Below are 22,263 nucleotides of genomic sequence, written 5' to 3'. Positions count from 1 at the left end.
TGCTGGTTCTGATGATAATATTTGCAAGTCTATATTGCGGTCCATCATCTGGAAAGCAACGAGGGAGTTTAATTGCTTATCCCATTACGCCTAATATGTGCAGCCTGCCTGTTTCTGCTGATATGCGGGTGCGGTCAATCTGTCGACCAGACGGAAAAGCCAATGGAGGCGAAAGCAGCGCCCGCGACACAGGCAAGCGTTACACCAACTGGCGCAAAAACTGGTTCCTCAGAACAGTCAGAGGAAGAGGTGACGGTGGTCAATCTGGCGCAAGGGTTGGATCACCCCTGGGGCATGGCCTATTTGCCAGATGATGAAGGCATTTTGATTACCGAGAAATATGGCGGCGTCATGCGCTATCATGATGGCAGATTGACCAGCATTACCGGCGCTCCTGAAGCCTTTAAATATGGTGAGTCTGGGTTGCTGGATATCGCATTATCGCCCGATTTTGCGGCGGACAGACGTGTCTATATCAGCTTTGTTCAAGGGGGCAGGGCATCCAATCGCAACGCGCTTTTTACTGCCACCTTGCAAGGTGATGCATTGGTGGATGGCGCCGTAATTTATACCGGGACTGAGCGGCGTAACTCAACCCGCCATTCGGCCAGCCGCTTATTGTTTTTGCCAGACAAAACCCTGTTAATGTCCATGGGTGATGGCGCGGCAGAGGCTGTGCAGGCGCAAAATCTATCATCGACGCTGGGCAAAATCATACAATTGGATGCTGCGGGTAAACCAGCTTCGTCACAATATTTTGAAAAGTCCGTGGCAGGGCTGTTCAGTATGGGTCATCGCAATATTGAAGGCTTGGCCATAGACCCGCAATCGGGTGTCATATGGAGCACAGAACATGGCCCGATGGGCGGGGATGAGCTTAATCTGATAGAGGCTGGAAAAAATTACGGCTGGCCGGTCACAACCTTTGGTTTGAATGCAGACGGCACGATTATCAGCCGCAAACAGAGCGCAAAGGGCATTACTGACCCCTATGCAATATGGGTGCCATCAATAGCGCCATCGGGATTGGCCGTGTATCGCGGGAACAAATATCCCGATTGGGATGGTGATTTGTTCGCTGGTGCATTATCGGGAACGCAATTGCGGCGTATGCGTGTGCGCAATGGCGAGGTTGTTTTGCAGGAAGTGCTGCTGCGACAGGTGCAAAGCCGCATTCGCGATGTCATGGTCTCGCCTGAGGGGGATATTTATCTTCTGACCGACGGTGAAAACGGCAAGCTGAGAAGACTTATTCGCGAATAAGTGCTGCGATATTTTAAGCGCCGGGGCCTTCATAGGCATCGACAATCTTACCAACAATCGGATGGCGAACCACGTCCCCGGAATTGAAACGGATGGCGCTGACGCCTTCAATACCGTCAAGCCTGTCCACAGCGTCTGCCAGCCCCGACATTTGATTGCCGGGCAGGTCGACCTGTTTAGGGTCGCCGCAAATGACCATCCGGCTGTTCATGCCAAAGCGGGTCAAAAACATTTTGATCTGCGCCTGCGTTGTGTTTTGCGCTTCATCCAAAATCACAAATGCGTCGGCCAAAGTACGTCCGCGCATAAAGGCGAGGGGAGCGATTTCAATCTCGCCACTTGCGATCCGCCGTTCAACCTGCTCGGCTGGCAAAGTATCATATAGCGCATCATAAAGCGGGCGCAGATAAGGATCGACCTTCTCCTTCATGTCGCCAGGCAGAAAGCCAAGGCGCTCGCCTGCTTCCACCGCTGGACGTGATAATATCAGCCGGTCCACCGATCCGCTGATCAGTTGCGAAACGGCCTGTGCAACGGCCAGATAGGTTTTGCCTGTTCCTGCTGGACCTAACGCAAAGATAATATCATCACGCGCGAGTGCCTGCATATAGGGCAGCTGATTGGCAGAGCGCGGCACGATTGTTTTCTTGCGCGTGCGGATCATGACATTGGGCGCTTTGCTGATATCCTTGCGGATAATACCGTCCAGAGTTGGCTCACTGGACATGGAAATCAAAGCCTCTACGGCGCCAGCATCAATCTCTTGTCCTTTGGCAAGGCGGTCATAAAGACCAGACAGCACATCGCGTGCACGGCCCGCCATTTCAGAATCACCTTCAATGCGCAACTGGTTGCCGCGCGCCGAAATATAGACGCCCAGCCGGTTTTCTATGGCCACCAGATTCTGGTCAAATTGTCCAAAAAGAGCGCCCAGCAAATTGGTGTCATCGAACGCAATATCTTCATAATGGCTGGTACTGACCGGTGCTCGTTCCTGATCCATGGCCATATCGGCCGGATGTGGTTCGCGCCCACCGTCTTGACGGGACTGTTTTTTCGCCATTAAGCGGCCTTCCTCTCGATCACGCGGCCTTGCAGACTATTGGGGCCAGCGCTTTCAATATGCACATCGATCATATCGCCGATACCAACATTTTGTGCGATAACATGCACCGATGTCAGCCAGGGCGTCTTGCCAACAAACTGACCGGGTTTCTTACCTTTGCGCTCTAACAATATGTTGGTGTCTATGCCATTAAGCCCGCGGTTAAAGGCGAACTGCTGCTCATTCAACAATGCTTGTAAACGCTGCAAACGCTCGTCCATAATCTCAGGCGCAATCTGTTCTTTCATGGTCGCCGCTGGTGTGCCGGGGCGCGGGCTATATTTAAAACTGAACGCCTGTGAATAATTGGCTGCACGGACAACATCCAGTGTCGCCTCAAAATCGGCATCGCTCTCACCCGGGAAACCGACAATGAAATCACCCGACAAAGCAATATCAGGGCGTGCCGCGCGTACTTTTTCCAAAATTGCCAAATAGCTTTCGACGCTATGATTGCGATTCATGGCTTGCAGGATAGGGTTGCTGCCCGACTGTACAGGCAGATGCAGATAGGGCATCAGCTTGGCGACCTCACCATGAGCGTCAATCAACCCTTGCGTCATATCATTGGCATGGCTTGTGGTATAGCGGATGCGCTCTAGCCCGTTAATCCTATCAAGTGCGCGGATCAGGCCGTCCAGCCCTTGCATCACACCCTTATCATCTTCACCAGTCCATGCGTTGACATTCTGGCCCAGCAAAGTGATCTCTTTTACGCCGCCATCGACCAAGGCTTTTGCCTCATCAACAATGGCTGACCAGCTGCGGGAAATTTCTGCGCCGCGCGTATAAGGCACCACACAATAGGTACAGAATTTGTCACAGCCTTCCTGAACAGTAAGGAATGCGGTTGGCCGCGGCTGGCGCGGACGGTCTGGCAAAATATCAAATTTTGAATTTGCCGGCATATCGGTATCAATGGCGCAATCGGTTGCCTTGGTTTTGGTCTTTGCTTCTTCCAGCAATGATGGCAGCCGATGATAGGCTTGCGGGCCGACCACAATATCGACACTTGGCGCGCGGCGAGCAATCTCGGCACCTTCTGCCTGAGCAACACAGCCAGCCACGGCAATTGTTGGCGTAGACCCGTCCTTGCGACGCAAGCGGCCAATGTCGGAATAGACCTTTTCTGCCGCCTTTTCGCGGATATGGCATGTGTTGAGAATGACCAGATCGGCCTCTTCCCGCGATGCGGCGGCATGCATGCCTTGTTCCTGCATCATCTCTGCCATGCGCTCGCCATCATAGACGTTCATCTGGCAGCCAAAGGACTTCACATAATAGCTTTGCTCAGCCTTTGATTTTGCCTCGCTGCTGGCCTGTTTAGGTGCGGGAGTATTGTCATGCGGTGTGTTGGAATCTCTAGTCATAGCAAGCCCTATACAATCGGCTTGCCACCTAGGGAAGCTGAAAGCGCTGCTGCGATGCGACGCCGTGCTTCTGCTGCTATTTCTTTGCGGCCATTAAAATCGCGTGGATCAAAAGGCTCTAAAAAGTGTAGCTTTACCTTAAAATTCCCTGGGCGTGTGAGAATTCGCCACGCATTGTCCGGTGCATTTTCATCGCCTATCCAGGATATTTCGCCTGCTTCCTTGCCAAAATCCAGGAATATTGGTTGTACCATGATTCCAGGTGGCGGCGGGTCGAGAACGGCCAGCAATGGTGCCTTAAATGGCAATAATAATGATCCGTTGGTGGTGGTGCCTTCTGGAAAAATTGTTATCGACCATGTCTCCGCCAGTGCATCACGCAATTGGTTGATTTGTTTGGCGATGCCCATGCGGTCTGCGCGTGAGACAAATACGGTATTGTTCAATTTGCACAACCAGCCGATAAAGGGCCAGCTTGCAATACCGTCCTGTGCCACAAATCCGCTGCCATTATATCCGCCAATGATAGGGATATCGATCCATGACAGGTGGTTGGCGACAAAGAAAACATCGCGCTTAATCGGTGTTCCTTTAACTTTGACGCGGGCACCACATGCAAAGGCACAGCTTTTTAGGAAAAGCCGCGGCCATGGGTTGGACAGGCGCAAAATGCGCCAGATATAATAAAGTGGAACGCATATTATCAACGCAGCAACCATGGTTAGGCAGCGTAAAGCAAAGCGCATATAGCCGAAAATATTTGCGCCTTCCCAGCTTTCATAAAACATAGGCCGAGCATCCCAAGGACGCTCTTGCGCGGGCAGACGAATGTCTTTTATCGGAACCGTGCCAGAATAGTCAGCGGTTTCCTCTCCCGAAACCGTCTCTTCGCCTGTTTTAATTTTCTCGGTCAATGGCTACGCCGTATAATTCCATGCGGTGATCAACCAGCCTATAGCCCAGTTTCTCAGCGATTTCTTTTTGTAGAGCTTCAAGTTCAGGGTCGACAAACTCAACGACTTTACCAGTTTCCACATCGATCAAATGGTCATGATGGGCTTCAGGTGCAGCCTCATATCGCGCGCGGCCATCGCCAAAGTCATGGCGATCCAATATGCCGGCTTCTTCGAATAGCCGCACGGTGCGGTAAACAGTTGCTATAGAAATGCCAGAATCAATGGCCGAAGCACGTTCATGCACTTTCTCGACATCGGGGTGATCGTCACTGTCTGACAAGACTTTGGCAATAACCCTGCGCTGATCCGTGATCCGCAAACCACGCTCTTGGCACAGAGCTTCAAGATCGATTTTCTGTCTCATAAGATTAAGGGCCCTACCCGATATTGTGCGAAGCGCACAATATATTGTCTGTCTCTTTCAAATAGGCATGGTCAAGCATATTGCCGAGTGTTTCCATAAAAAACTTGGACAAAAACCATGGCTTAGACAGAAAATGACGAAAAAAGACCGCCGACAGATATAATCTGACAACGGTCTTTCTGATTCTTAACAATAAGATTGACCTTGCGATCAGTCTATTTTTTCTTGCGGCCTGTTCCCGGCTTGCGGCCTAGACCGATTTTCTTAGCCAGTTCACGGCGGCGCTCCGCATAATTGGGGGCTACCATAGGGTAATCAGAAGGCAGATCCCAGCGACGACGATAGTCATCAGGTGTCATGCCATAATGCGTCATCAAATGCCGCTTGAGCATTTTGAGTTTCTTGCCGTCTTCCAAGCAGACAATATAATCAGGCTTAATAGACGCTCTAACAGAAACTGCAGGCTCCGGTCTTACTTCTTCCTCATTTGGATTGCCTGTTTCACTTGCCAATGTGTGCAGTGCGCCATGCACATTGCTAATAAGTACCGGCAAATCCGAAACAGCAACACTGTTATTGCTCACATGAGCAGCGACAATGTCGGATGTTAGGGTGATGAGTGTTTCATTCAAAATTTCATTATCAGTATTCATTGCGACATACTCCATCTTTTATGGACGTTATTATTATCGATTCAGCATTTGTGCTGAGCGAGCCGATAACCAAAACAATCAGATTGTGCAATAGCTATTGCAAAAATCACATGATTGTTTTTGCTAACGTTAGTGCATCGTAACGAATATTTTCTTTACCTTTATAATAATCTTTACGTAATCCAATTTGTTTGAAGCCGATTTTTTTATAGAATTGTAAGGCATGATTATTTGCACGTACTTCTAGGAAAATATGTGTAACACCGTCATTTTTGCTTTGTGCTGTAATGGTTTTTAGCATTTCATTACCCGCTGATTGGCGTTGAAATTCCGGTGCTATAGCGATCAGCATGATTTCCGCTTCTTGTGCGATGGTGCGCACAACAGAAAAACCGATAAGCCGATCATGATGTGAATAGGCTGTCCATAGCCGGGTATGCGGCATGGTCAGCATGGATTCCAATTGAGCCCGATTCCATGCCTCACCATATTGTTTGTCAAATGACAGGCCCATTATTACCAAAACATCATCCAATTGCGCTTCGACATCCGCCATCGGCACTTTTTTTAAGGTGATGGGCACAGCGTCTTGCCGTGATGATTCGTTAGTGGAAGCGGTCTGGGGCATTTATCCAGATCCGGTACCAGATATGCCGGTGTAAGACATGGGTGTAGATTGTGCCGCAGGTACGGCATCCGGTGCACGGCCATATACAGGCGCAGCGGCCAGTGCGTTCATACTGCCCAACGAATGTGCGGGAAAGCTCTGCGCATCTGGGTAAATTACCATGCTATTTTCACTTTCCGGTAGCAGATCCAGGCCTGTACCCGCCACTATTTGCATATTTATCGCGCGCATCATGTCTGTAGGTGCCAGAGTGAGCAGATCCGATAGGGGCTGCGCGCTGGCGCTAAACAATTGCCCGAACAATTCGCCATGCCCTGCGCTATTAGCAATGAAGATATTGGCCTCAGGATTATCCAGTCTTGCCAAAGCCATCACAGCACTAAGCTGTAAGCCGTTATAACCTGATATATCTGCTTGCCATGCCAGAGCCAGCGCCTTGGCGGCAGCAAGTCCGACCCTGATACCAGTAAAACTTCCTGGGCCGCAATTGACGAAAATATGTTCTGCTTTACCTTTGTCAGGCAATGCGGCAATCATGCCCACCAGATGTTCAGCATGGCCGCGGCCCAATTGCCGAAAATCACCGCCAATAGCCCGGCCATTATCAAAGAGCGCAACTGAACAGGCCTGTGTTGCTGTATCGATTACCAATAGTCGCGACACATTATATCCTTGGCTGGGTGCTGCTGCGGTGTTTGGGTGTTACAATATTGTGTTGAAACGCGCAAAATCAGGACGGGGACTACGCTCAAAAATTGTGCTGTCATCGCCATAACCCAGTGTAGAGATAAAGTTAGACTTGATATTGGGCGTATCGGCAAAAAAGTCTTTGTCCAGCGTCTCATTATTAAAACCGGACATCGGACCGGTATCAAGGCCGAGGGCGCGTGCCGCCATAATGAAATAGGCACCCTGTAATGAGCTGTTGCGCATGGCTCCAGTTTTGCGGCCTTCCAAATCTCCTTCGAACCAGCTTTTTGCATCTGCATGCGGAAAAAGCTCTGGCAGATGTTCGTGAAACTCATAATCCATAGCGATGATAACAGATACCGGTGCAGCGATAATCTTATCCGCATTGCTATCCATAGCATGCGTCGCCAGACGCTTTTTGGCGGCGTCACTGGTGCACCAGACTAAGCGCGCCGGGAGCATGTTCGCCGAAGTGGGGCCCATTTTCATCAAATCCCATATGGCATTTAGTTGTTCATCACTCACTGGCGTGTCGAGATAGCCATTATAGCTTCGCGCATCGCGGAACAGTTGATCCAATGCGATGTCTGATAAGGGTTTTCTCATGTGAATGCTTCCTTATTGATGCTTTATAGAGTCACTTTGACCAGATAATGGCTATCAGCATATCAATCCATAAATACTATGACCTGTTGCATTACTAGGGCGCCTTTATGCGGGCCTATGGGTCATCATGCAGCGCGTACTTCGCTCACTTCCGGCACATAATGTTTGAGGAGGGATTCAATGCCGTGCTTCAATGTCGCCGATGACGAGGGACAGCCTGCACATGCACCCTGCATTGATAAAAAGACGATGCCCTTATCAAAGCCGCGATACACAATATCTCCGCCATCGCTTGCAACTGCTGGCCGCACTCTTGTGTCAATCAATTCGCGTATTTGCGCAACAATATCGGCATCTTCTGGGTTTTCAGGAAATGCGTCGTCTTCGGCAGGAACGGCAATTTCTGCCGCACTGCCACCATGGAAGAGCGGCATTTCAGCCGAGAAATGATCGAGCAATACTGAGAGGACATCGGGTTGGAGAAACGTCCAGTCGACACCCGGAGCAGCGGTTACTGAAATAAAGTCGGAACCAAAGAAAACGCCGGTTACGTCACCTAGGTTAAACAATGCTTCTGCCAATGGCGAGGCTTCAGCATCTTCTGGCGTAGCAAAGTCGCGCGTACCATTAGGCATGATCGCGAGGCCGGGTGAGAATTTGCGAGTGGCTGGGTTTGGTGTTTTTTCGGTTTCTATAAACATGAACAGCATGTGGTATATTTTGCCCCATAGTTCAAGCGTAAGGCTGTTATATGATATCAGGCCTTTTCATGCTTACCTGTTTCGAAGGCTGATTTAGCTTTGAACTTTGAGAAAATTACAGAAATTGAGCAATTCCCGTATATTATTCACTGGCCAGCAAGGAACGGGCTGCATATAGTTTAGCCATGATATTATTCCACCGGGCGAAAGCCATTTCTGTATCGCTGGCAATTGCAGCGCTTTTTACGACTATTCCGGCTTCTGCTCAGCGTGAAAACCCGCTGCCGCCGCCAGAGAATGTGGATAATGAACAGCTGCCTTGGCTGTATCAGAACAGTGATATCCCGGTTGATCCGGCTTGGACTTTTGGCGAGTTGAAAAACGGCGTACGCTATGCCGTGCGCAAAAACGGTGTGCCGCCGGGACAGGTGACTATCCGTATCCGCGTCGATGCTGGTTCTTTGATGGAAACAGATAAAGAGCGCGGTTTTGCCCATTTGCTAGAGCATCTTACCTTCCGTGGTTCAAAATATGTTCCCGATGGCGAGGCAATACGCATATGGCAACGTTTTGGCATCACTTTTGGCAGTGATAGCAATGCCGAAACATCTGCAACGCATACGGTTTACAAACTGGATATTCCCAGCGCGAGCGCCGAGACGCTTGATGAGAGTATGCAAATATTATCGGGCATGATCCGTGAGCCTTCATTAAGTGCGGAAGGGTTGAATGCAGAACGCCCTGTGGTGCTGGCAGAATTGCGCGAACGCTCCGGAACGCAGGCGCGCATCGCCGATGCAACGCGGCAATTATTCTTCGCTGGCCAGCGTTATGCTGATCGTTCGCCCATCGGTACCGTCGAAACACTAAATGGTGCAACGCCAGAGGCCGTAAGGGCTTTCCATTCACGCTGGTATCGGCCTGAAAATACGGTCATCGTTATTGCTGGTGATGCTGACCCAGCGGTGTTTGAGCAATTGCTGACCAAATATTTTGACGACTGGAAAGTCGCAGGCAAAACGCCAGAACATCCTGATTTTGGTAAGCCATCGGCAGATAAGCCGACAGCGGATGTACTGGTAGAGCCGACATTGCCTTTCATCATCAATCAAGCGGTCATTCGCCCGTGGAATTATGTCAATGATACCATTGAGTATAATGAAGGATTGCTCGCGGACTTGCTGGCATTGCAGATTATCAATCGCGAATTGGAACGCAGAGCGCGTGGCGGTGGCAGTTATTTGCAAGCATCGGTTAGTCAGGATGATGTAAGTCGGTCGATTGACAGCACCTTTATTTCCATCGTGCCCATTGGGGAAGATTGGCGCGCTGCTTTAAATGATGTGCGTGCTGTGATTGACAATGCCCGCAAGACCCCGTTTTCAGAGGAAGACATTGCCCGCGAAGTGTCGGAATTTGATGCGGCGCTGAAAATTGGTGTCGATACTTATGAAACAGAGGCCGCGACGCAGCAGGCTGATAATATCGTCAATGCTGTCGACATTCGTGAAGCATCAGCAGCGCCGCAAGTGGCATTGGATGTTTTCAACAGCATGAAAACCAGATTGACCCCGGAATTTTTGCGCAAACGGGTCGATGCATTGTTCACTGGCACGGCAACACGCGCTTTGTTGATAGCGCCGGAAGAAGGTACGGTTAGTCGGACAGAGCTTGCCAGCGCTTTGACGGCAAAAATTCGCGATGCCGGTGCCAGCAAACGCCGCGCTAATGTGACTTTTGACGATCTGCCAGCGCCAGGTAAGCCCGGCACAGTGGCCGGCATTGAAGACATTGGTCTGCTTGGCATGCAAATTGTCACATTCGAAAATGGCGCCAGAGCCTTGCTCTATCCCAATGATGCAGAGGTGAACAAAATTACGCTCAGGCTGCGCTTTGGCGGTGGTTATCAGACACAGGCCAATGACAAATCCAGCCTATTATGGGCAGGCGAGTCTGCACTGATTAGCAGTGGCATTGCCGATTTGCGGCAAGAAGATCTGGATCAGTTGACTACTGGACGGCGTATCAGCTTTGGTTTTAGTATTAAAGATGACGCTTTTGAGTTTAGTGCGGACACACGGTCCGAAGACTTGAAAGATCAATTGCGTCTGTTTGTGGCAAAACTGGTTGAGCCGGGCTGGGATCCTGCTCCGGTAGTGCGGACCAAAGCCGGTTCCAAATTGAGCTATCAAAGCTATACCAGCGCTCCATCAAGCTTGATTGATCGTGATCTTGGCTGGCTTTTACGAGGCCGTGATCCACGTTACAAAACCCCTGACCCGCAGGAGCTAGATAAACTTAATGCCAAAAGTTTCCGCAAGACATGGGAGCCTTTGCTGAAAGAAGGACCGATTGAAGTCCTGCTTTTTGGTGATTTTGATCAAGAGACCGCTATACAATATCTGGCGGAGACTGTGGGCGCGATGCCTGCACGCAAGCCAGCCAAAATTGCGACCAATGGCGGAGCTTTGGGCGTACCGGTACTGGCACCGAGTGAAGCAGCCATTATATCACGCCATCGCGGTGATGCGGGTCAAGCCGCAGCATTGATAGCATGGCCAACATCAGGCGGTTTCGCGGATATTCGTGAATCGCGAAGATTGGAAATTTTGGCGACGGTCTTTAACAATCGCCTGTTTGAGCAATTGCGGGCCAAGGAAGGCGCAAGTTATGCGCCGCAAGTCTATAGCTCTTGGCCAAAGGGTTATTCATCAGGCGGTTATATTGGCGCGATTAGCCAGCTTGCACCCTCTGCAGTGCCTGTCTTCGAACAAACTGCCCGCGATATTGCGAAGGATTTGATTGCAAACCCCGTTACGGCCGATGAATTGAACCGCGCTGTGGTTCCATTGGGTGAGCAAATCCGCCGTGCTGCGACAGGCAATACCTTCTGGATATGGCAGCTTGAAGGCGCCACACAGGACTCGCGACGGATAGATGCCATTCGCACTTTGCTGGGCGATTATACCCGCATAACCCCTGCAGAAGTGCAATTGCTTGCGCAAAAATATCTAGCAACAGACCGCGTGCTGCGTTGGCATATTCTGCCAGAAGCAAGCGGCGATGATTGATAGGCTATAATATTGCGCCTTGCTCCCGATAGGGATTTGTAACTGGCACAATATTATTTGTAACAGGTCCAATATATCGTTCGCAACATGCATGTAGCTATTTGCGTGCGGATGCACTAAATATGCCTGTTGAAATGTAGAGATGCCGAAAATACCCGGCATATTATGATAAAGGATAGAAGACGTGACCAATTGGCAACCGGATAGCTGGCGTGGGTTCGAAGCGCGGCATATGCCGGACTATCGTGACGAAGCATCGCTTTTGCGCACGGAGCAGTCACTGACAAATTATCCGCCACTGGTTTTTGCTGAGGAAGCACGTGATTTGAAAAAGGATCTGGCGCGTGTTGCCGCTGGTGAAGCCTTTTTGTTGCAAGGCGGTGATTGTGCGGAAAGTTTCGCCGAATTTCACCCCAATAATATCCGCGATACTTTCCGTGTTATTTTGCAAATGGCGGTTGTGCTGACTTTCGGGTCAAAGCGTCCGGTGGTTAAGATTGGCCGTATGGCGGGCCAATTTGCAAAACCGCGCTCCTCTGAGGTTGAGAAGCAGGGCGATATTGAGCTGCCCAGCTATCGCGGTGATATTATCAATGGCATCGAATTTGATGCCGCTGCTCGTGAGCCTGATCCTGAAAGAATGCTGCGCGCATATAGCCAGTCTGCGGCAACATTGAACCTGCTGCGCGCCTTTGCCAGCGGTGGTTATGCCAATCTGCAACGTGTGCATGGCTGGACCCTTGATTTTGTTCAGCGCAGCGCGTGGGCGAAAAAATATAATGAGATGGGTGAGCGTATTGGCGAAGCATTGGCCTTTATGGAAGCATGCGGCATCAACCCCGATACTGTGCCCCAATTAAAGGCGACACAATTCTACACCAGCCATGAAGCGTTATTGCTGCGCTATGAGCAAGCGATGACGCGGCAGGATTCACTGACCGGTGGCTGGTACGACACATCGGCGCATTTCCTTTGGATAGGGGATCGCACACGTTTTGATGGTTCGGCCCATGTTGAATTTATGCGCGGTATTGAAAATCCTATCGGCATTAAATGCGGCCCAAGCCTTGAGCCTGATGTTTTGTTGAAGATATTGGATGATCTCAATCCAGCGCGTGAGCCTGGTCGTATAACGCTGATCTCGCGTTTTGGTCATGACAAGGTTGAGGCTGGCTTGCCCAAATTGGTGCGCGCTGTGAAGGCGGAAGGCCACCCCGTTGTCTGGTCCTGTGACCCGATGCATGGCAATGTTATCAAGGCCGAGAGCGGGTTCAAAACGCGTCCGTTTGAGCGTATCATGCAGGAAGTTGCAGGCTTTTTTGCAGTTCATCGTGCAGAAGGTACCAATGCTGGCGGCATCCATATTGAGATGACGGGCAAAGACGTTACCGAATGTACTGGTGGCGGCATCGCCGTTACTGATGCTTCTTTGGCTGATCGTTATCACACGCATTGTGATCCGCGGCTTAACGCAGCGCAGTCGCTGGAATTGGCGTTCACATTGGCAGAGATGTTGACGGCGGAATTACCAGAGCGTGTAGAGAAAGCCGCCTAATGTCTGATCGCCGAGTCATTGTCCAAAGAGAGTTTGTCAAAACCGGCCTCTCTTTCGGCAGTGCGCTTGCCATTGTGATTAGCTATACTGCTCACAAATCCATATTATGGGCTATCATTCACGGCTTCTTTAGTTGGCTTTACGTGATATATTTTGTCTTGACGCGCAACGGGTGATGGAGCTTTTTATGCTTAGGACTTATGCTGCCAGATTATCTCTTGCTGTTTCAGCTGGTGCCATGTTGATGTCCGGTTGCTCTGGACCAATTGCGACACGAATAGCTAGCGAGGGCAGGGTTCCTGCTCAGCAAGAGGCGCGCTTCATGCTGTTGAACGCCCCAGGAGAAAGCTCATCTATTGAGCAACGCGCCCAGACCATGATTATTTCTGGCCTTAATGCGCGTGGATGGAATCAGGATAATGACAATGCCAATTATGCGCTCAGCATATCTTTGTCTGAACGTCCCGCAACCATTGGTATAACCGCAAAGTCGACGGACAATAATCAGAGCAAAGTCATCAGCGCACCTAAGAAAAACAAAGTTTTGCAGTCATGTGATGATGTGGAGCAGCGGCTTAACATAGCGTTGGTTCGCCTTTCTGATGGCGCACGGGTGTTTCGCGGCATTGCTGCTGAATATCATTGCAAGGCAGGGTTGGAGGAAACGCTGCCTTATCTCGTCAATGCGGCCTTATCTGGATTGGATAATCCTGGCACCAATAAAGTGCAAGAACGCGAAGGGCGCGAATAGTTAGCTTTTCAGCCTAATCTAACGCAATATCTTCATCATCAAGAGCCGGTAACAATGTTACGAAACGTGCGCCGCCCTCTTTGCGGTTTTTGGCATGAATTTCACCGGCATGGCGTTCAATAACTGTCTTTACATAATGTAGACCAAGTCCAACCCCCGAAGGGCCATGGTCGGCCTGGTCATGTGTGCTGGCAAATTCCCCGAACAACCGGGGCAGAATGTTTTTGTTGATGCCATTGCCTTCATCGTCAATTGTGCAGCGGATAATACGCTCGCGGTCAAGCTCTATCTGATCGATGGTTGCTGTTATATTGCTACCATCCGGGCTGTATTTAACGGCATTGTCGAAGAGATTAATAAAGGCGCGGGACAGGCTGGAGCGTTCGCCGGCAATAAAGGCTGTCTCGCTATCATCATTGATGGTGATCGTTATCGACCGCGCAGATGATTGCGGCCATAAAGCCTCGCCGGCTTCCGCAACAAGATCAGCGAACAAAATATCTTCAGGCTCGAACTTTTGCGCTTTCATGCGGGCCATGTCGACGAAGTTATCTGCCAGTGACAAGGTGCGGCGCGCCTGTTTGCGGATGCGTTCGGCAATATCGGATGAGCGCGTCAGTGGGTCTTTCTCGCGCTCGCTGCGGTCAATAAGGGCCAATATTGCGGCCTGCGGGCTACGCATATCATGTGATAAAAGTTTCAAAACTTCCTCACGCTGCTGATTGGCCAGACGGATAGTGGTGATGTCTGCGAAATAGAGGATATGGCCCAATATCTCATCTTGATCGGACAATATTGGTGCGCAGCGTACAGCGAAATGCCTCTCATTACGTGATTTGAAGATGCAATATTCTGCGTCTGGCGCTGCTTCGCTATCAGGTTCCATGTTCATGGCTATGGCCAGATATTGGGTAAGCGTTGCAAAGTCCTGTTTGCGCGCGACGCCCGCCAGCAGATCTTTAACCCCCATGTTTTCTTCAATAACGCCCAGCATTTCCTCAGCAACATGATTGCCCATGACAACAATGCCTTCTTGATCAGTTACCAGCATTGGATCGGGCAAATGCTCTAAAGTATCGGTCACAAAGCGCCGCATATCGCGCAATTTGCTGATCGCCATGGACAAGCGTTCCGCTTGTTCGGTGACAATGTCGGCGGGTGCGCGGCGGTTATCGATGGGCGGCACGGGAACGGCGCCAGCATCCATACGGTTCAGTTCACGCCCCATATAATCACTGGTGGCCTGCAAACGGCGCCAGCCCCATAAAGGGTAGACCAGCGCTATGCTGAGCAAGGCGGCCGTTGGCGGGAACCAGATCTGCAACTGTAACAAGGCTATGCTGGTGAAGATGATGATAAACAGCAAAGCAATGGCGACAATAATCACCGTTCTGGGCCGTGCACGCCACAAGATGATCAGCAATATCCATAATGGGATAAGCGACAATATGATGGTATTTGCCAAGGGCATATCGGTGATGAAATTTTGCTGAATTAGAGCCTCCAGCGCATTTGCCATAACGACTATGCCCGGAGCAAGAGCGCCATTAACCGCTGGTGTTCTGTGTTGATCGCCCAAACCGGCCGCTGTCGCGCCGATCAACACCATTTTGTTCTTGAAAAAGTCTGGCGGTATTTGGCCATTTGCTACTTGGGCAAATGATGTGGTTTGGAAAGCCGATTGCGGAATAAAGGGCAGGGCGCGCGGTTTTTCGCAATCATCACCTGTCAGCTCACGCGCCGTCTTACCGGTTTTGCGTGCCAGTGTTTCTACGATAAGATAGGGGATATTTTCAGTGCCATCGTTAACGCACAGGTTGAGCCTGCGGATGACCGTATCGCTATCGGCATCCAGATTGACATGCCCTAAAGCGCTGGCTGCGCTGGCCAAGGGTTCGACTGGTTGTAACTGGTCAAAAAGTCGCCCATTTAATCCAGGGCCTTGTAATTGTAATGGCAAAATTGTCCGCGCATTACGGCTTAGCGCATCCGCTAAAGCCTGATTTTGTTCAGTTGTCCCAGTGTCTTCCGTGAACAGCACATCTAAGGCAATGGCTGCTGCACCAGCTTTGCTAACATTATCCAGCACAGGCACATAAGTATCGCGGGTCCATGGCCAGCCACCAAATTCCTGCAGACTGTCTTCGTCAATTTTGACAATGATGATGTCGCCGGAGGGTTCTGTGCCCTGCCACTCCATAGCGAAATCATAGATTAGCAAATCCATGCGTTCGACACTGCGATAATATTGCAGAGCAACAACCATGGCCGTTGCAAACAAGGCAATGACCAACCACTCCAATATCAGTCGGGCTCTTAACGTCATGAACGTGTCACTAGGCAGCGGGAAATGTCTGTGCAATCCCGTAAGTCAACAAAAAGTGTCAATCGGGGGCAATGCTGAATGATTGGAAGTCTGTCCATACCGGGTCAACTTCCCCATCAGCATAAAGATACGTGCCCACGCGCCAGAAATACTTTCCAGCGGGCAAAGCAGACACAGACATACGTGTTTGCGTCAGTTCGCCTTCGTCAACCAAAGGCGGCTGCTCGCTAGGTGAGAAGCTGTCATTCAAAACAGGGTCAATAGCAAAGAGCTGAAAGCGGAATAACTTCCTGTCACTACCGCTTGTTGTCCAGCGGAATGCGAAACCGTCATCTTCTTGACTTGCTGCAGCAGAGACTGTGTTTAACCTACGTCTAAAGGCTTGCTGTACGGGCAACCCTTCAAGCCCGGTTTTGGAAAATGCAGTGAGCTTGGCAAAATAATTACCATTATCAAGAGCATTTAATGAAAGCTCAGGCGCAGCATTTTCTGCTTCTGCAACAATGTCGATAAAGCCGCTATCACGAGCTACTACCAGCCTGTAGCTGATGGCGTCTGCGACAGGGTCCAGCATAAATTTGACCTGTTCTTCGCGTTGCTTGCCTTGACCGGCCTGAATGACAGGCGCGGGCAGTAGAGCTTCGGTCTTCAGCCCTTGGTCGCTGATCGCAGCCCCAAAGCCAGGCTTCAAATCTGCATCGCCAGCATCGCCACTGGCCACTTGCAATCCGCCTTCCAATAATTCTGCAAAAGACTGATTGCTGGCAGGGTCGAAGCGATTACGGAAATCTGTGCCGCGAACGGCCGATACAGCTGCAGGTGTGCGCACGCGATAGCGATCTTCCAATTTGCGGGCAGGCTGGACTTTGGTCCTCACTCCGCCTTCATCTAGTGCATATTCAATATCAATGCTGTCAGTGATCAAAATGCGGCGCAATTTCACAATCCGCATCACGCTGTTTGATGGCATGGTGATGATACTGCCATCGCTGGTGGCCAAAGACAAAGATGAATCAGGCCCAGTGGCCAAACCAACGCCCTCTGTAATGGCCTCGTTTAATTTGGGTGCGCGTGGATCTGGGCCAATGCCGGCAATACGTACAATTCCACGAAAAGCGACAACGTCGGCACTTTCATTACTGAATTTCAGGATATTATAGGGGATTTTAAGTGTGGCGCCGACCCGAATGCGGCGTGGGTCAGAAATACCATTAAGTTTCTGAACGACTTTATAGTCACTTTGTTGGCGAAAATATTTGGACGCCAAAGCCAGCAATGTATCACCACTTTGGAAGCGGTAGGATACAGTTTCAGGAGCTTGTGGACCCTGTGTCGCGGTTTGTGCATTGCCATAGCTAAGCGGTAACACCGCGATAGCAAGCGCCAACAAAATCAATGCCCAATGATGATATCTCAGATTCATTCCCCTGAAGCCAATGTTTCGAGACGATAACCATAGCCGAAAACCGTGAAAATGCGAAATCCATTTTCTGGTTTAAGCGCAAGCTTTGACCGCAAACGTGAGACATGCATATCCAATGTGCGTGTCGCAAGGTCGACATTGGTGCGCCAAATAGTCTCCATTATATATGCGCGAGACAGGCTGCGATCACGATTTTTGAAAAGCAGTTCGGCTAGCTCAAACTCTTTCGATGTCAGCTCGACACGTTGCTTATCAAATTCGATTTCTTGCTCCATACGGTCCAAAGTATATTTTCCGAAGACCAATGTCTTGGCCATTGAGTTTTGCGGTTGTGAACGGCGCAAAAGCGCTTCGATGCGTGCCGCAATAACATTTTCATCTTCGGGCTTGGTGACATAATCATCGGCACCACTTTGCAATGCTGTTGTGATGTCCTGCTTGGCGGAACGGCTGGTCATCATGATGATCGGCGGTGCTTCGGTCATTTTTTCCTGCACCCATTTGATAACCTCTAACCCGGTTTTTCCAGGCATATTCCAATCCACCATGACCAGATCAAATGTATCACGCAATAAAGCGGACACCAGACGGTCACCGTCTGAAAAGCGCACGACAACATGGCTCATGCCGCTGATTATACGTTCTAAAAAATCAAGGATTTCGTTATCGTCATCCGCAATTGCAATTCGCATTATATCTTCCCCAAGCATACCCGTTTCCGGATTATATATATTCCATGACGGCTTATATATTTTTCGAAGCTTTACACGCATATTCATCTCTTAATCCAGAGAATAGACACGTTGTTTACGAACATTTACAACCATTAATATTGGCCGTCATCGGCAATTGCCTCCATTATGGAGGCAAGTCTGTTATGATATAGGGTTATATTAATATATTTAGATATCTAATCTTATGCTCAGAAAATAAATAGTTTTAAAAGAAACTATATTGCTGTGCTAATTAAAATTCATATTAGTTTGCAATGAAAAAGTGGCTGGGGTGGCAGGGATCGAACCTGCGAATGCCGATACCAAAAACCGGTGCCTTACCACTTGGCCACACCCCAGCAATTCACATCAGTGAATGAGAAAGGCGCTATTATCGCCTTTATTCCTATTGGGCAAGGGGTTCTGTGCAGAGAATGTGTACATTCTCAAAATTGCCCTTAAACGCGTACAAACCAGCCATGCGGATCATTGGCTTTTCCGGTTTGAATATCAACCAGACGATTGCGCATTCTGTTTGCAACAGGCCCGGGTTCCCCTGAACCTATGGTAAATGCGCCATCTGCCGATTTTACTGTACCTACTGCGGTTACAACTGCTGCGGTGCCGCATGCCAATGTTTCAAGCAGCTTCCCGCTTTGGGCATCATTGCGCCATTGTTCAAAACTATAGGGCTGTTCTACCACTTCCAAGCCATCATCACGTAGCAATTGCATCAGCGAATCGCGGGTGATGCCAGGCAATATCGTTCCGGTAAGGGGCGGCGTGATGACGGTGTTGTCATTCATCACGAAGAACAGGTTCATTCCGCCCAGCTCTTCGACCCATTTTTTCTCTGTAGCATCAAGAAAAACAACCTGATCGCAATCTTGCGCAATCGCTTCGGCTTGTGCTGGCAGACTGGCTGCATAATTGCCGCCACATTTGGCTGCGCCGGTTCCCCCGGGCGCTGCACGCGAATAATTTTCCGATGCCCATATGGTGACAGCCTTGGCACCGCCTTTGAAATAGGCCCCTACAGAGCAGGCAATGACGAGAAAGAGATACTCCTTGGCAGGGCGAACACCCAAAAAGGCCTCACTGGCAAACATGAAAGGGCGCAGATATAATGCTCCGCCGTCCATATTCGGTATCCATGCGCGATCAATATCAACCATGTGATTGACCGCCTGCAAAAATAGCCTCTCCGGAACTTCCGGCATGGCCATACGCCGCGCAGACTTTTGGAAACGGCGTGCATTTTGTTCCGGGCGGAACAATGCAGCCTCGCCATTAGACAGGCCATAGGCCTTCATACCTTCAAAAATCTCTTGCGCATAATGCAATACTGCTGTTGCAGGATCGAGCGATAGGGGCTTGCGCTCGCAAACCTGCGCATCATGCCAGCCTTTGCCCTCTGTATAGCGCACCATGGCCATATGGTCAGTAAACAATGTACCAAAGCCCGGGTCTTTCAAACGTTCGTTACGCTCTGCATCCGGCATGGCGTTGACGCTGCGCTCAATATTGAAATGAAGCTCTCCGCCTTGTGAATCTGTCATACCGGATCCTTATCCTTTTATGTGCACGGCTATGCTTTGTTAGTGATGCACAGATAATCTTAATGATGCACCATGAATAGCCGCAACTGCTTGCAATCCTGTAAATCTGCTGTCAGTTTACGTCAATATGTCTGACCCATCTTCTCGTAATGCCAATTTGGCAAGGAGCAACGCCTCTGCATCGCCTCTTTTCTTGCGGGAAGAAGAGGTGCGCCGCGGTATGGAATTGCTATATTTTGGTTATACGCGCCTTACCAAATCAATTGATGATGAACTTTCGGAGCAGGGTCTTGGCCGTGCGCATCACCGTGCATTATATTTTATCGCTAGAGAACCCGATTTGCCGGTTAGCCAGCTTTTGCGGCTATTGGCGATTACCAAGCAATCGCTGGGCCGGGTTTTGACCGAATTACAACAACGTGGCCTGATTGAAGCCAGCAAAGGCAAACGTGATCGCAGGCAAAAGCTGTTGCGTCTGACGCAAACTGGTCAGGCGATGGAAGCAGAATTGTTCGATATTTTGCGCAAGCGCCTCTCTGCTGCCTATGCAGGTGCAGGGCAGGATAATGTCACGGGATTCTGGCGCGTGCTGGAGGGACTGGTGCCTGAAGCAGACCGCGAACTGGTCAGTGATTTGGGCGAAGGCCGCAAAGCATAAGCCCTGTCATTACAGTTTCTGTGCCTACTCCTTAGTAAATTCTATCGGGCCGACATTGATCGGCAAGGTGCGATGAAATTGTGGTGCAACCCGTTTCTGGCTTATCTGCTCATAGGCATAGCCGGCTTTTAGCACGGCATGGTCAGACCATTTGCTGCTGATAAAACTGATCCCAACCGGCAGACCTTCGACATAACCCATCGGCACGGTCAGATGCGGATAGCCTGAAACAGCGGGCAATTGGCTTTGGCTAGGACCGGAAAAACTGTCACCTAAGACAAGGTCTGAGCGCCAGGCTGGACCACCTGATGGCCCGACCAGAAACTGCACATCATTGTCTTTGAGCAGACGGTCAATGCCTTCTGGCCCTGCAAGCCGTTTGGCTTTCTCCAATGCTGCCAGATATTTGCTATTATCCAGTCCTTCTTTGCTTTGCCCCAATTCGAAAAGCTCTTGACCGAAATACCGTAGCTCCGTTGCTGCATTTTGCTTATTAAATGTGATGAGATCAGCCAGTGTGCGGTACGGGTTGCTGGCCGGTGTGCTGGCCAGATAGGCATTCATATCAGCCTTTAACTCGGTCATCAGCACTTCAAATTCTGCTTCGCCCAATCCGTCAAAACCGGAGCGGCTATCTTCTATCTCCACCAATATTGCACCAGCTTTTTTAAGGTCTTCAAGCGCAGCTTCAAACACTTTTTGTGTTCCCGTCTGATCGCCCACCCTGTCACGCAATACACCGATGCGAACACCTTTAAGATAGTCAGGTGATAAGCCATCGGCAAAATCGACAGCATATTTATCTGCGTCTTTTGTTGCGCTGTCGGCTGCGTCACTTCCTGCCATGGCGGTTAACATCATGGCGGCATCTTGCACCGTGCGCGTCATCGGGCCAGCCGTGTCCTGACTGTGACTGATAGGCACAACATGGGTGCGGCTCACCATACCCAGCGTTGGTTTAAAACCGACAATGCCATTGATAGTGGACGGGCATATGATTGATCCGTCGGTTTCTGTGCCCACTGCGCCAGCGCCAAGACTGGCGGCTATAGAGGCGCCGCTGCCTGATGATGACCCGCAGCTATTGCGGTCAAGCGCATAAGGGTTTTTGACCAACCCCCCGACACTGGTCCAGCCGCTAACGGAATTGCTCGACCGGATATTGGCCCATTGCGACAGATTGGCCTTGGCAATGATAATGGCTCCGGCGGCTTTTAGATTCGCCACCAAGGGTGCATCACGGTTAGTGACATTATCAATCAGTGCGTAAGAGCCAGCGGTAGTTGGCACTGGCCCTGTAGCTTCAATATTGTCCTTAATAATTATGGGAACGCCATGCAGCGGGCCTTTAACGCGTCCGGCGGCGCGGTCTGCATCGGCTTGTCGCGCCAATGCCAAAGCATCGGGCATCACGGCGATGATAGAGCGCAATTCTGGACCCGCTTTATCCAATGTTTGAATGCGATAAAGATAGGAGCGTACAATATCCTCACTGGTAAAGCGCCCGTTGGTTAAACCCTGCGATATTTCCGCCAAGGAAAGCTCGCTAGTGTCGAGCGTTACGGCTTCTCCTTCATAGACGGGATATTCAGATTGATATCCAACAGTGTTTGGCAGTTCATTGGCTTGCAGTCCATGCGCTGTACCGCCAATGGCCAGAGCAGTAAGCGCAAGTGCCAATGTAAGTGAGTTGGTATATTTCATGCAAATTCCCCGAAAGCTGCTGGCTAAGTTATGTGCCGCAGGTTTTAGCTTTTCTGATCCAATAGCAAGTGCAAATATGCATATTGATTTTGGGAAAAACGGGGTGTGCTTATAAAATGAGAGGGGCCGCGATATGTTTGCTCTCACAAACTGTCACGGCCCTTCGC

19 protein-coding genes and 1 tRNA gene are annotated in these 22,263 nt (G+C 50.2%); 5 read left to right on the top strand and 15 right to left on the bottom strand.

Annotated elements, in window-relative coordinates; translation table 11 throughout:
- Positions 1-162 precede the first annotated feature (162 nt).
- Positions 163-1,263, top strand: coding sequence for a PQQ-dependent sugar dehydrogenase (locus ACR9YC_RS10495; protein WP_438727323.1), 1,101 nt, complete (start codon positions 163-165; stop codon positions 1,261-1,263).
- A 13-nt stretch (positions 1,264-1,276) separates the two neighbouring features.
- Here ACR9YC_RS10495 and ACR9YC_RS10490 read toward each other — a convergent pair whose 3' ends face one another.
- From ACR9YC_RS10490 to ACR9YC_RS10450, 9 genes are all read right to left on the bottom strand, one after another.
- The gene (locus ACR9YC_RS10490; RefSeq protein WP_438731765.1) at positions 1,277-2,266 is read right to left on the bottom strand and encodes a PhoH family protein; all 990 of its coding nucleotides are present in this window, start codon (positions 2,264-2,266) and stop codon (positions 1,277-1,279) included.
- 59 nt (positions 2,267-2,325) lie between these two features.
- Entirely contained in the window at positions 2,326-3,624 is a 1,299-nt protein-coding gene (miaB, locus tag ACR9YC_RS10485) for a tRNA (N6-isopentenyl adenosine(37)-C2)-methylthiotransferase MiaB (protein WP_438731762.1), read from the bottom strand.
- Between the two features lie 122 nt (positions 3,625-3,746).
- Positions 3,747-4,652, bottom strand: a complete 906-nt coding sequence (locus ACR9YC_RS10480) for a lysophospholipid acyltransferase family protein (RefSeq protein ID WP_438727321.1) — start codon at positions 4,650-4,652, stop codon at positions 3,747-3,749.
- On the bottom strand, positions 4,636-5,058 hold the full coding sequence (locus tag ACR9YC_RS10475; protein WP_438727318.1) for a Fur family transcriptional regulator: 423 nt from the start codon (positions 5,056-5,058) through the stop codon (positions 4,636-4,638). Before ACR9YC_RS10475 ends, ACR9YC_RS10480 begins: the two co-directional genes overlap by 17 nt.
- 215 nt (positions 5,059-5,273) lie before the next feature.
- Positions 5,274-5,711, bottom strand: coding sequence for a MucR family transcriptional regulator (locus ACR9YC_RS10470; protein WP_438727316.1), 438 nt, complete (start codon positions 5,709-5,711; stop codon positions 5,274-5,276).
- 106 nt (positions 5,712-5,817) lie between these two features.
- Positions 5,818-6,267: a ribosomal protein S18-alanine N-acetyltransferase gene (gene rimI / locus ACR9YC_RS10465; RefSeq protein WP_438727313.1), complete on the bottom strand. Its 450-nt coding sequence runs from the start codon at positions 6,265-6,267 to the stop codon at positions 5,818-5,820.
- 72 nt (positions 6,268-6,339) lie between these two features.
- A complete protein-coding gene (gene tsaB, locus ACR9YC_RS10460; RefSeq protein ID WP_438727311.1) occupies positions 6,340-7,002 on the bottom strand; it encodes a tRNA (adenosine(37)-N6)-threonylcarbamoyltransferase complex dimerization subunit type 1 TsaB in 663 nt (220 codons plus the stop codon).
- Positions 7,003-7,041: 39 nt separating this feature from the next.
- Positions 7,042-7,635 (bottom strand): malonic semialdehyde reductase, encoded by a 594-nt coding sequence (locus ACR9YC_RS10455; protein WP_438727308.1) that lies wholly within the window; start codon positions 7,633-7,635, stop codon positions 7,042-7,044.
- Positions 7,636-7,760: 125 nt separating this feature from the next.
- Positions 7,761-8,336: a NifU family protein gene (locus ACR9YC_RS10450; protein ID WP_438731760.1), complete on the bottom strand. Its 576-nt coding sequence runs from the start codon at positions 8,334-8,336 to the stop codon at positions 7,761-7,763.
- A 185-nt stretch (positions 8,337-8,521) separates the two neighbouring features.
- Between ACR9YC_RS10450 and ACR9YC_RS10445 the strand changes: the two genes are divergently transcribed.
- The 3 genes from ACR9YC_RS10445 to ACR9YC_RS10435 all read left to right on the top strand — a co-directional run bounded on the left by ACR9YC_RS10445 (position 8,522) and on the right by ACR9YC_RS10435 (position 13,713).
- Entirely contained in the window at positions 8,522-11,407 is a 2,886-nt protein-coding gene (locus ACR9YC_RS10445) for a M16 family metallopeptidase (RefSeq protein WP_438727306.1), read from the top strand.
- Positions 11,408-11,639: 232 nt separating this feature from the next.
- Positions 11,640-12,962 (top strand): class II 3-deoxy-7-phosphoheptulonate synthase, encoded by a 1,323-nt coding sequence (locus ACR9YC_RS10440; protein ID WP_438731757.1) that lies wholly within the window; start codon positions 11,640-11,642, stop codon positions 12,960-12,962.
- Between the two features lie 187 nt (positions 12,963-13,149).
- Entirely contained in the window at positions 13,150-13,713 is a 564-nt protein-coding gene (locus tag ACR9YC_RS10435) for a hypothetical protein (RefSeq protein ID WP_438727303.1), read from the top strand.
- A 13-nt stretch (positions 13,714-13,726) separates the two neighbouring features.
- Here the strand turns inward: ACR9YC_RS10435 and ACR9YC_RS10430 are convergent, their stop codons facing one another.
- The 5 genes from ACR9YC_RS10430 to ACR9YC_RS10410 form a co-directional block, all read right to left on the bottom strand.
- A complete protein-coding gene (locus tag ACR9YC_RS10430; protein ID WP_438727300.1) occupies positions 13,727-16,039 on the bottom strand; it encodes a CHASE2 domain-containing protein in 2,313 nt (770 codons plus the stop codon).
- 58 nt (positions 16,040-16,097) lie between these two features.
- Complete coding sequence (locus tag ACR9YC_RS10425; RefSeq protein WP_438727297.1) at positions 16,098-17,462, bottom strand: FecR family protein; 1,365 nt, start codon at positions 17,460-17,462, stop codon at positions 16,098-16,100.
- Positions 17,459-18,154, bottom strand: coding sequence for a response regulator transcription factor (locus ACR9YC_RS10420; RefSeq protein WP_438727295.1), 696 nt, complete (start codon positions 18,152-18,154; stop codon positions 17,459-17,461). The genes ACR9YC_RS10425 and ACR9YC_RS10420 overlap by 4 nt, the downstream gene beginning before the upstream one ends.
- Positions 18,155-18,459: 305 nt before the next feature.
- A tRNA-Gln gene (locus ACR9YC_RS10415) sits at positions 18,460-18,534 on the bottom strand.
- A gap of 99 nt (positions 18,535-18,633) precedes the next feature.
- Entirely contained in the window at positions 18,634-19,734 is a 1,101-nt protein-coding gene (locus ACR9YC_RS10410; protein ID WP_438727293.1) for a branched-chain amino acid aminotransferase, read from the bottom strand.
- A gap of 127 nt (positions 19,735-19,861) precedes the next feature.
- Between ACR9YC_RS10410 and ACR9YC_RS10405 the strand changes: the two genes are divergently transcribed.
- Positions 19,862-20,392, top strand: a complete 531-nt coding sequence (locus ACR9YC_RS10405; protein ID WP_438727290.1) for a MarR family winged helix-turn-helix transcriptional regulator — start codon at positions 19,862-19,864, stop codon at positions 20,390-20,392.
- Positions 20,393-20,416: 24 nt separating this feature from the next.
- On the opposite strand, the gene ACR9YC_RS10400 is transcribed toward ACR9YC_RS10405, so the two are convergent.
- A complete protein-coding gene (locus tag ACR9YC_RS10400; RefSeq protein WP_438727287.1) occupies positions 20,417-22,096 on the bottom strand; it encodes an amidase in 1,680 nt (559 codons plus the stop codon).
- Positions 22,097-22,263: the final 167 nt, after the last annotated feature.

The sequence above is a fragment of the Parasphingorhabdus sp. DH2-15 genome (assembly GCF_051668705.1).
Taxonomy (GTDB): domain Bacteria; phylum Pseudomonadota; class Alphaproteobacteria; order Sphingomonadales; family Sphingomonadaceae; genus Alterisphingorhabdus.
This window is presented reverse-complemented; position numbering and strand designations above follow the sequence as displayed.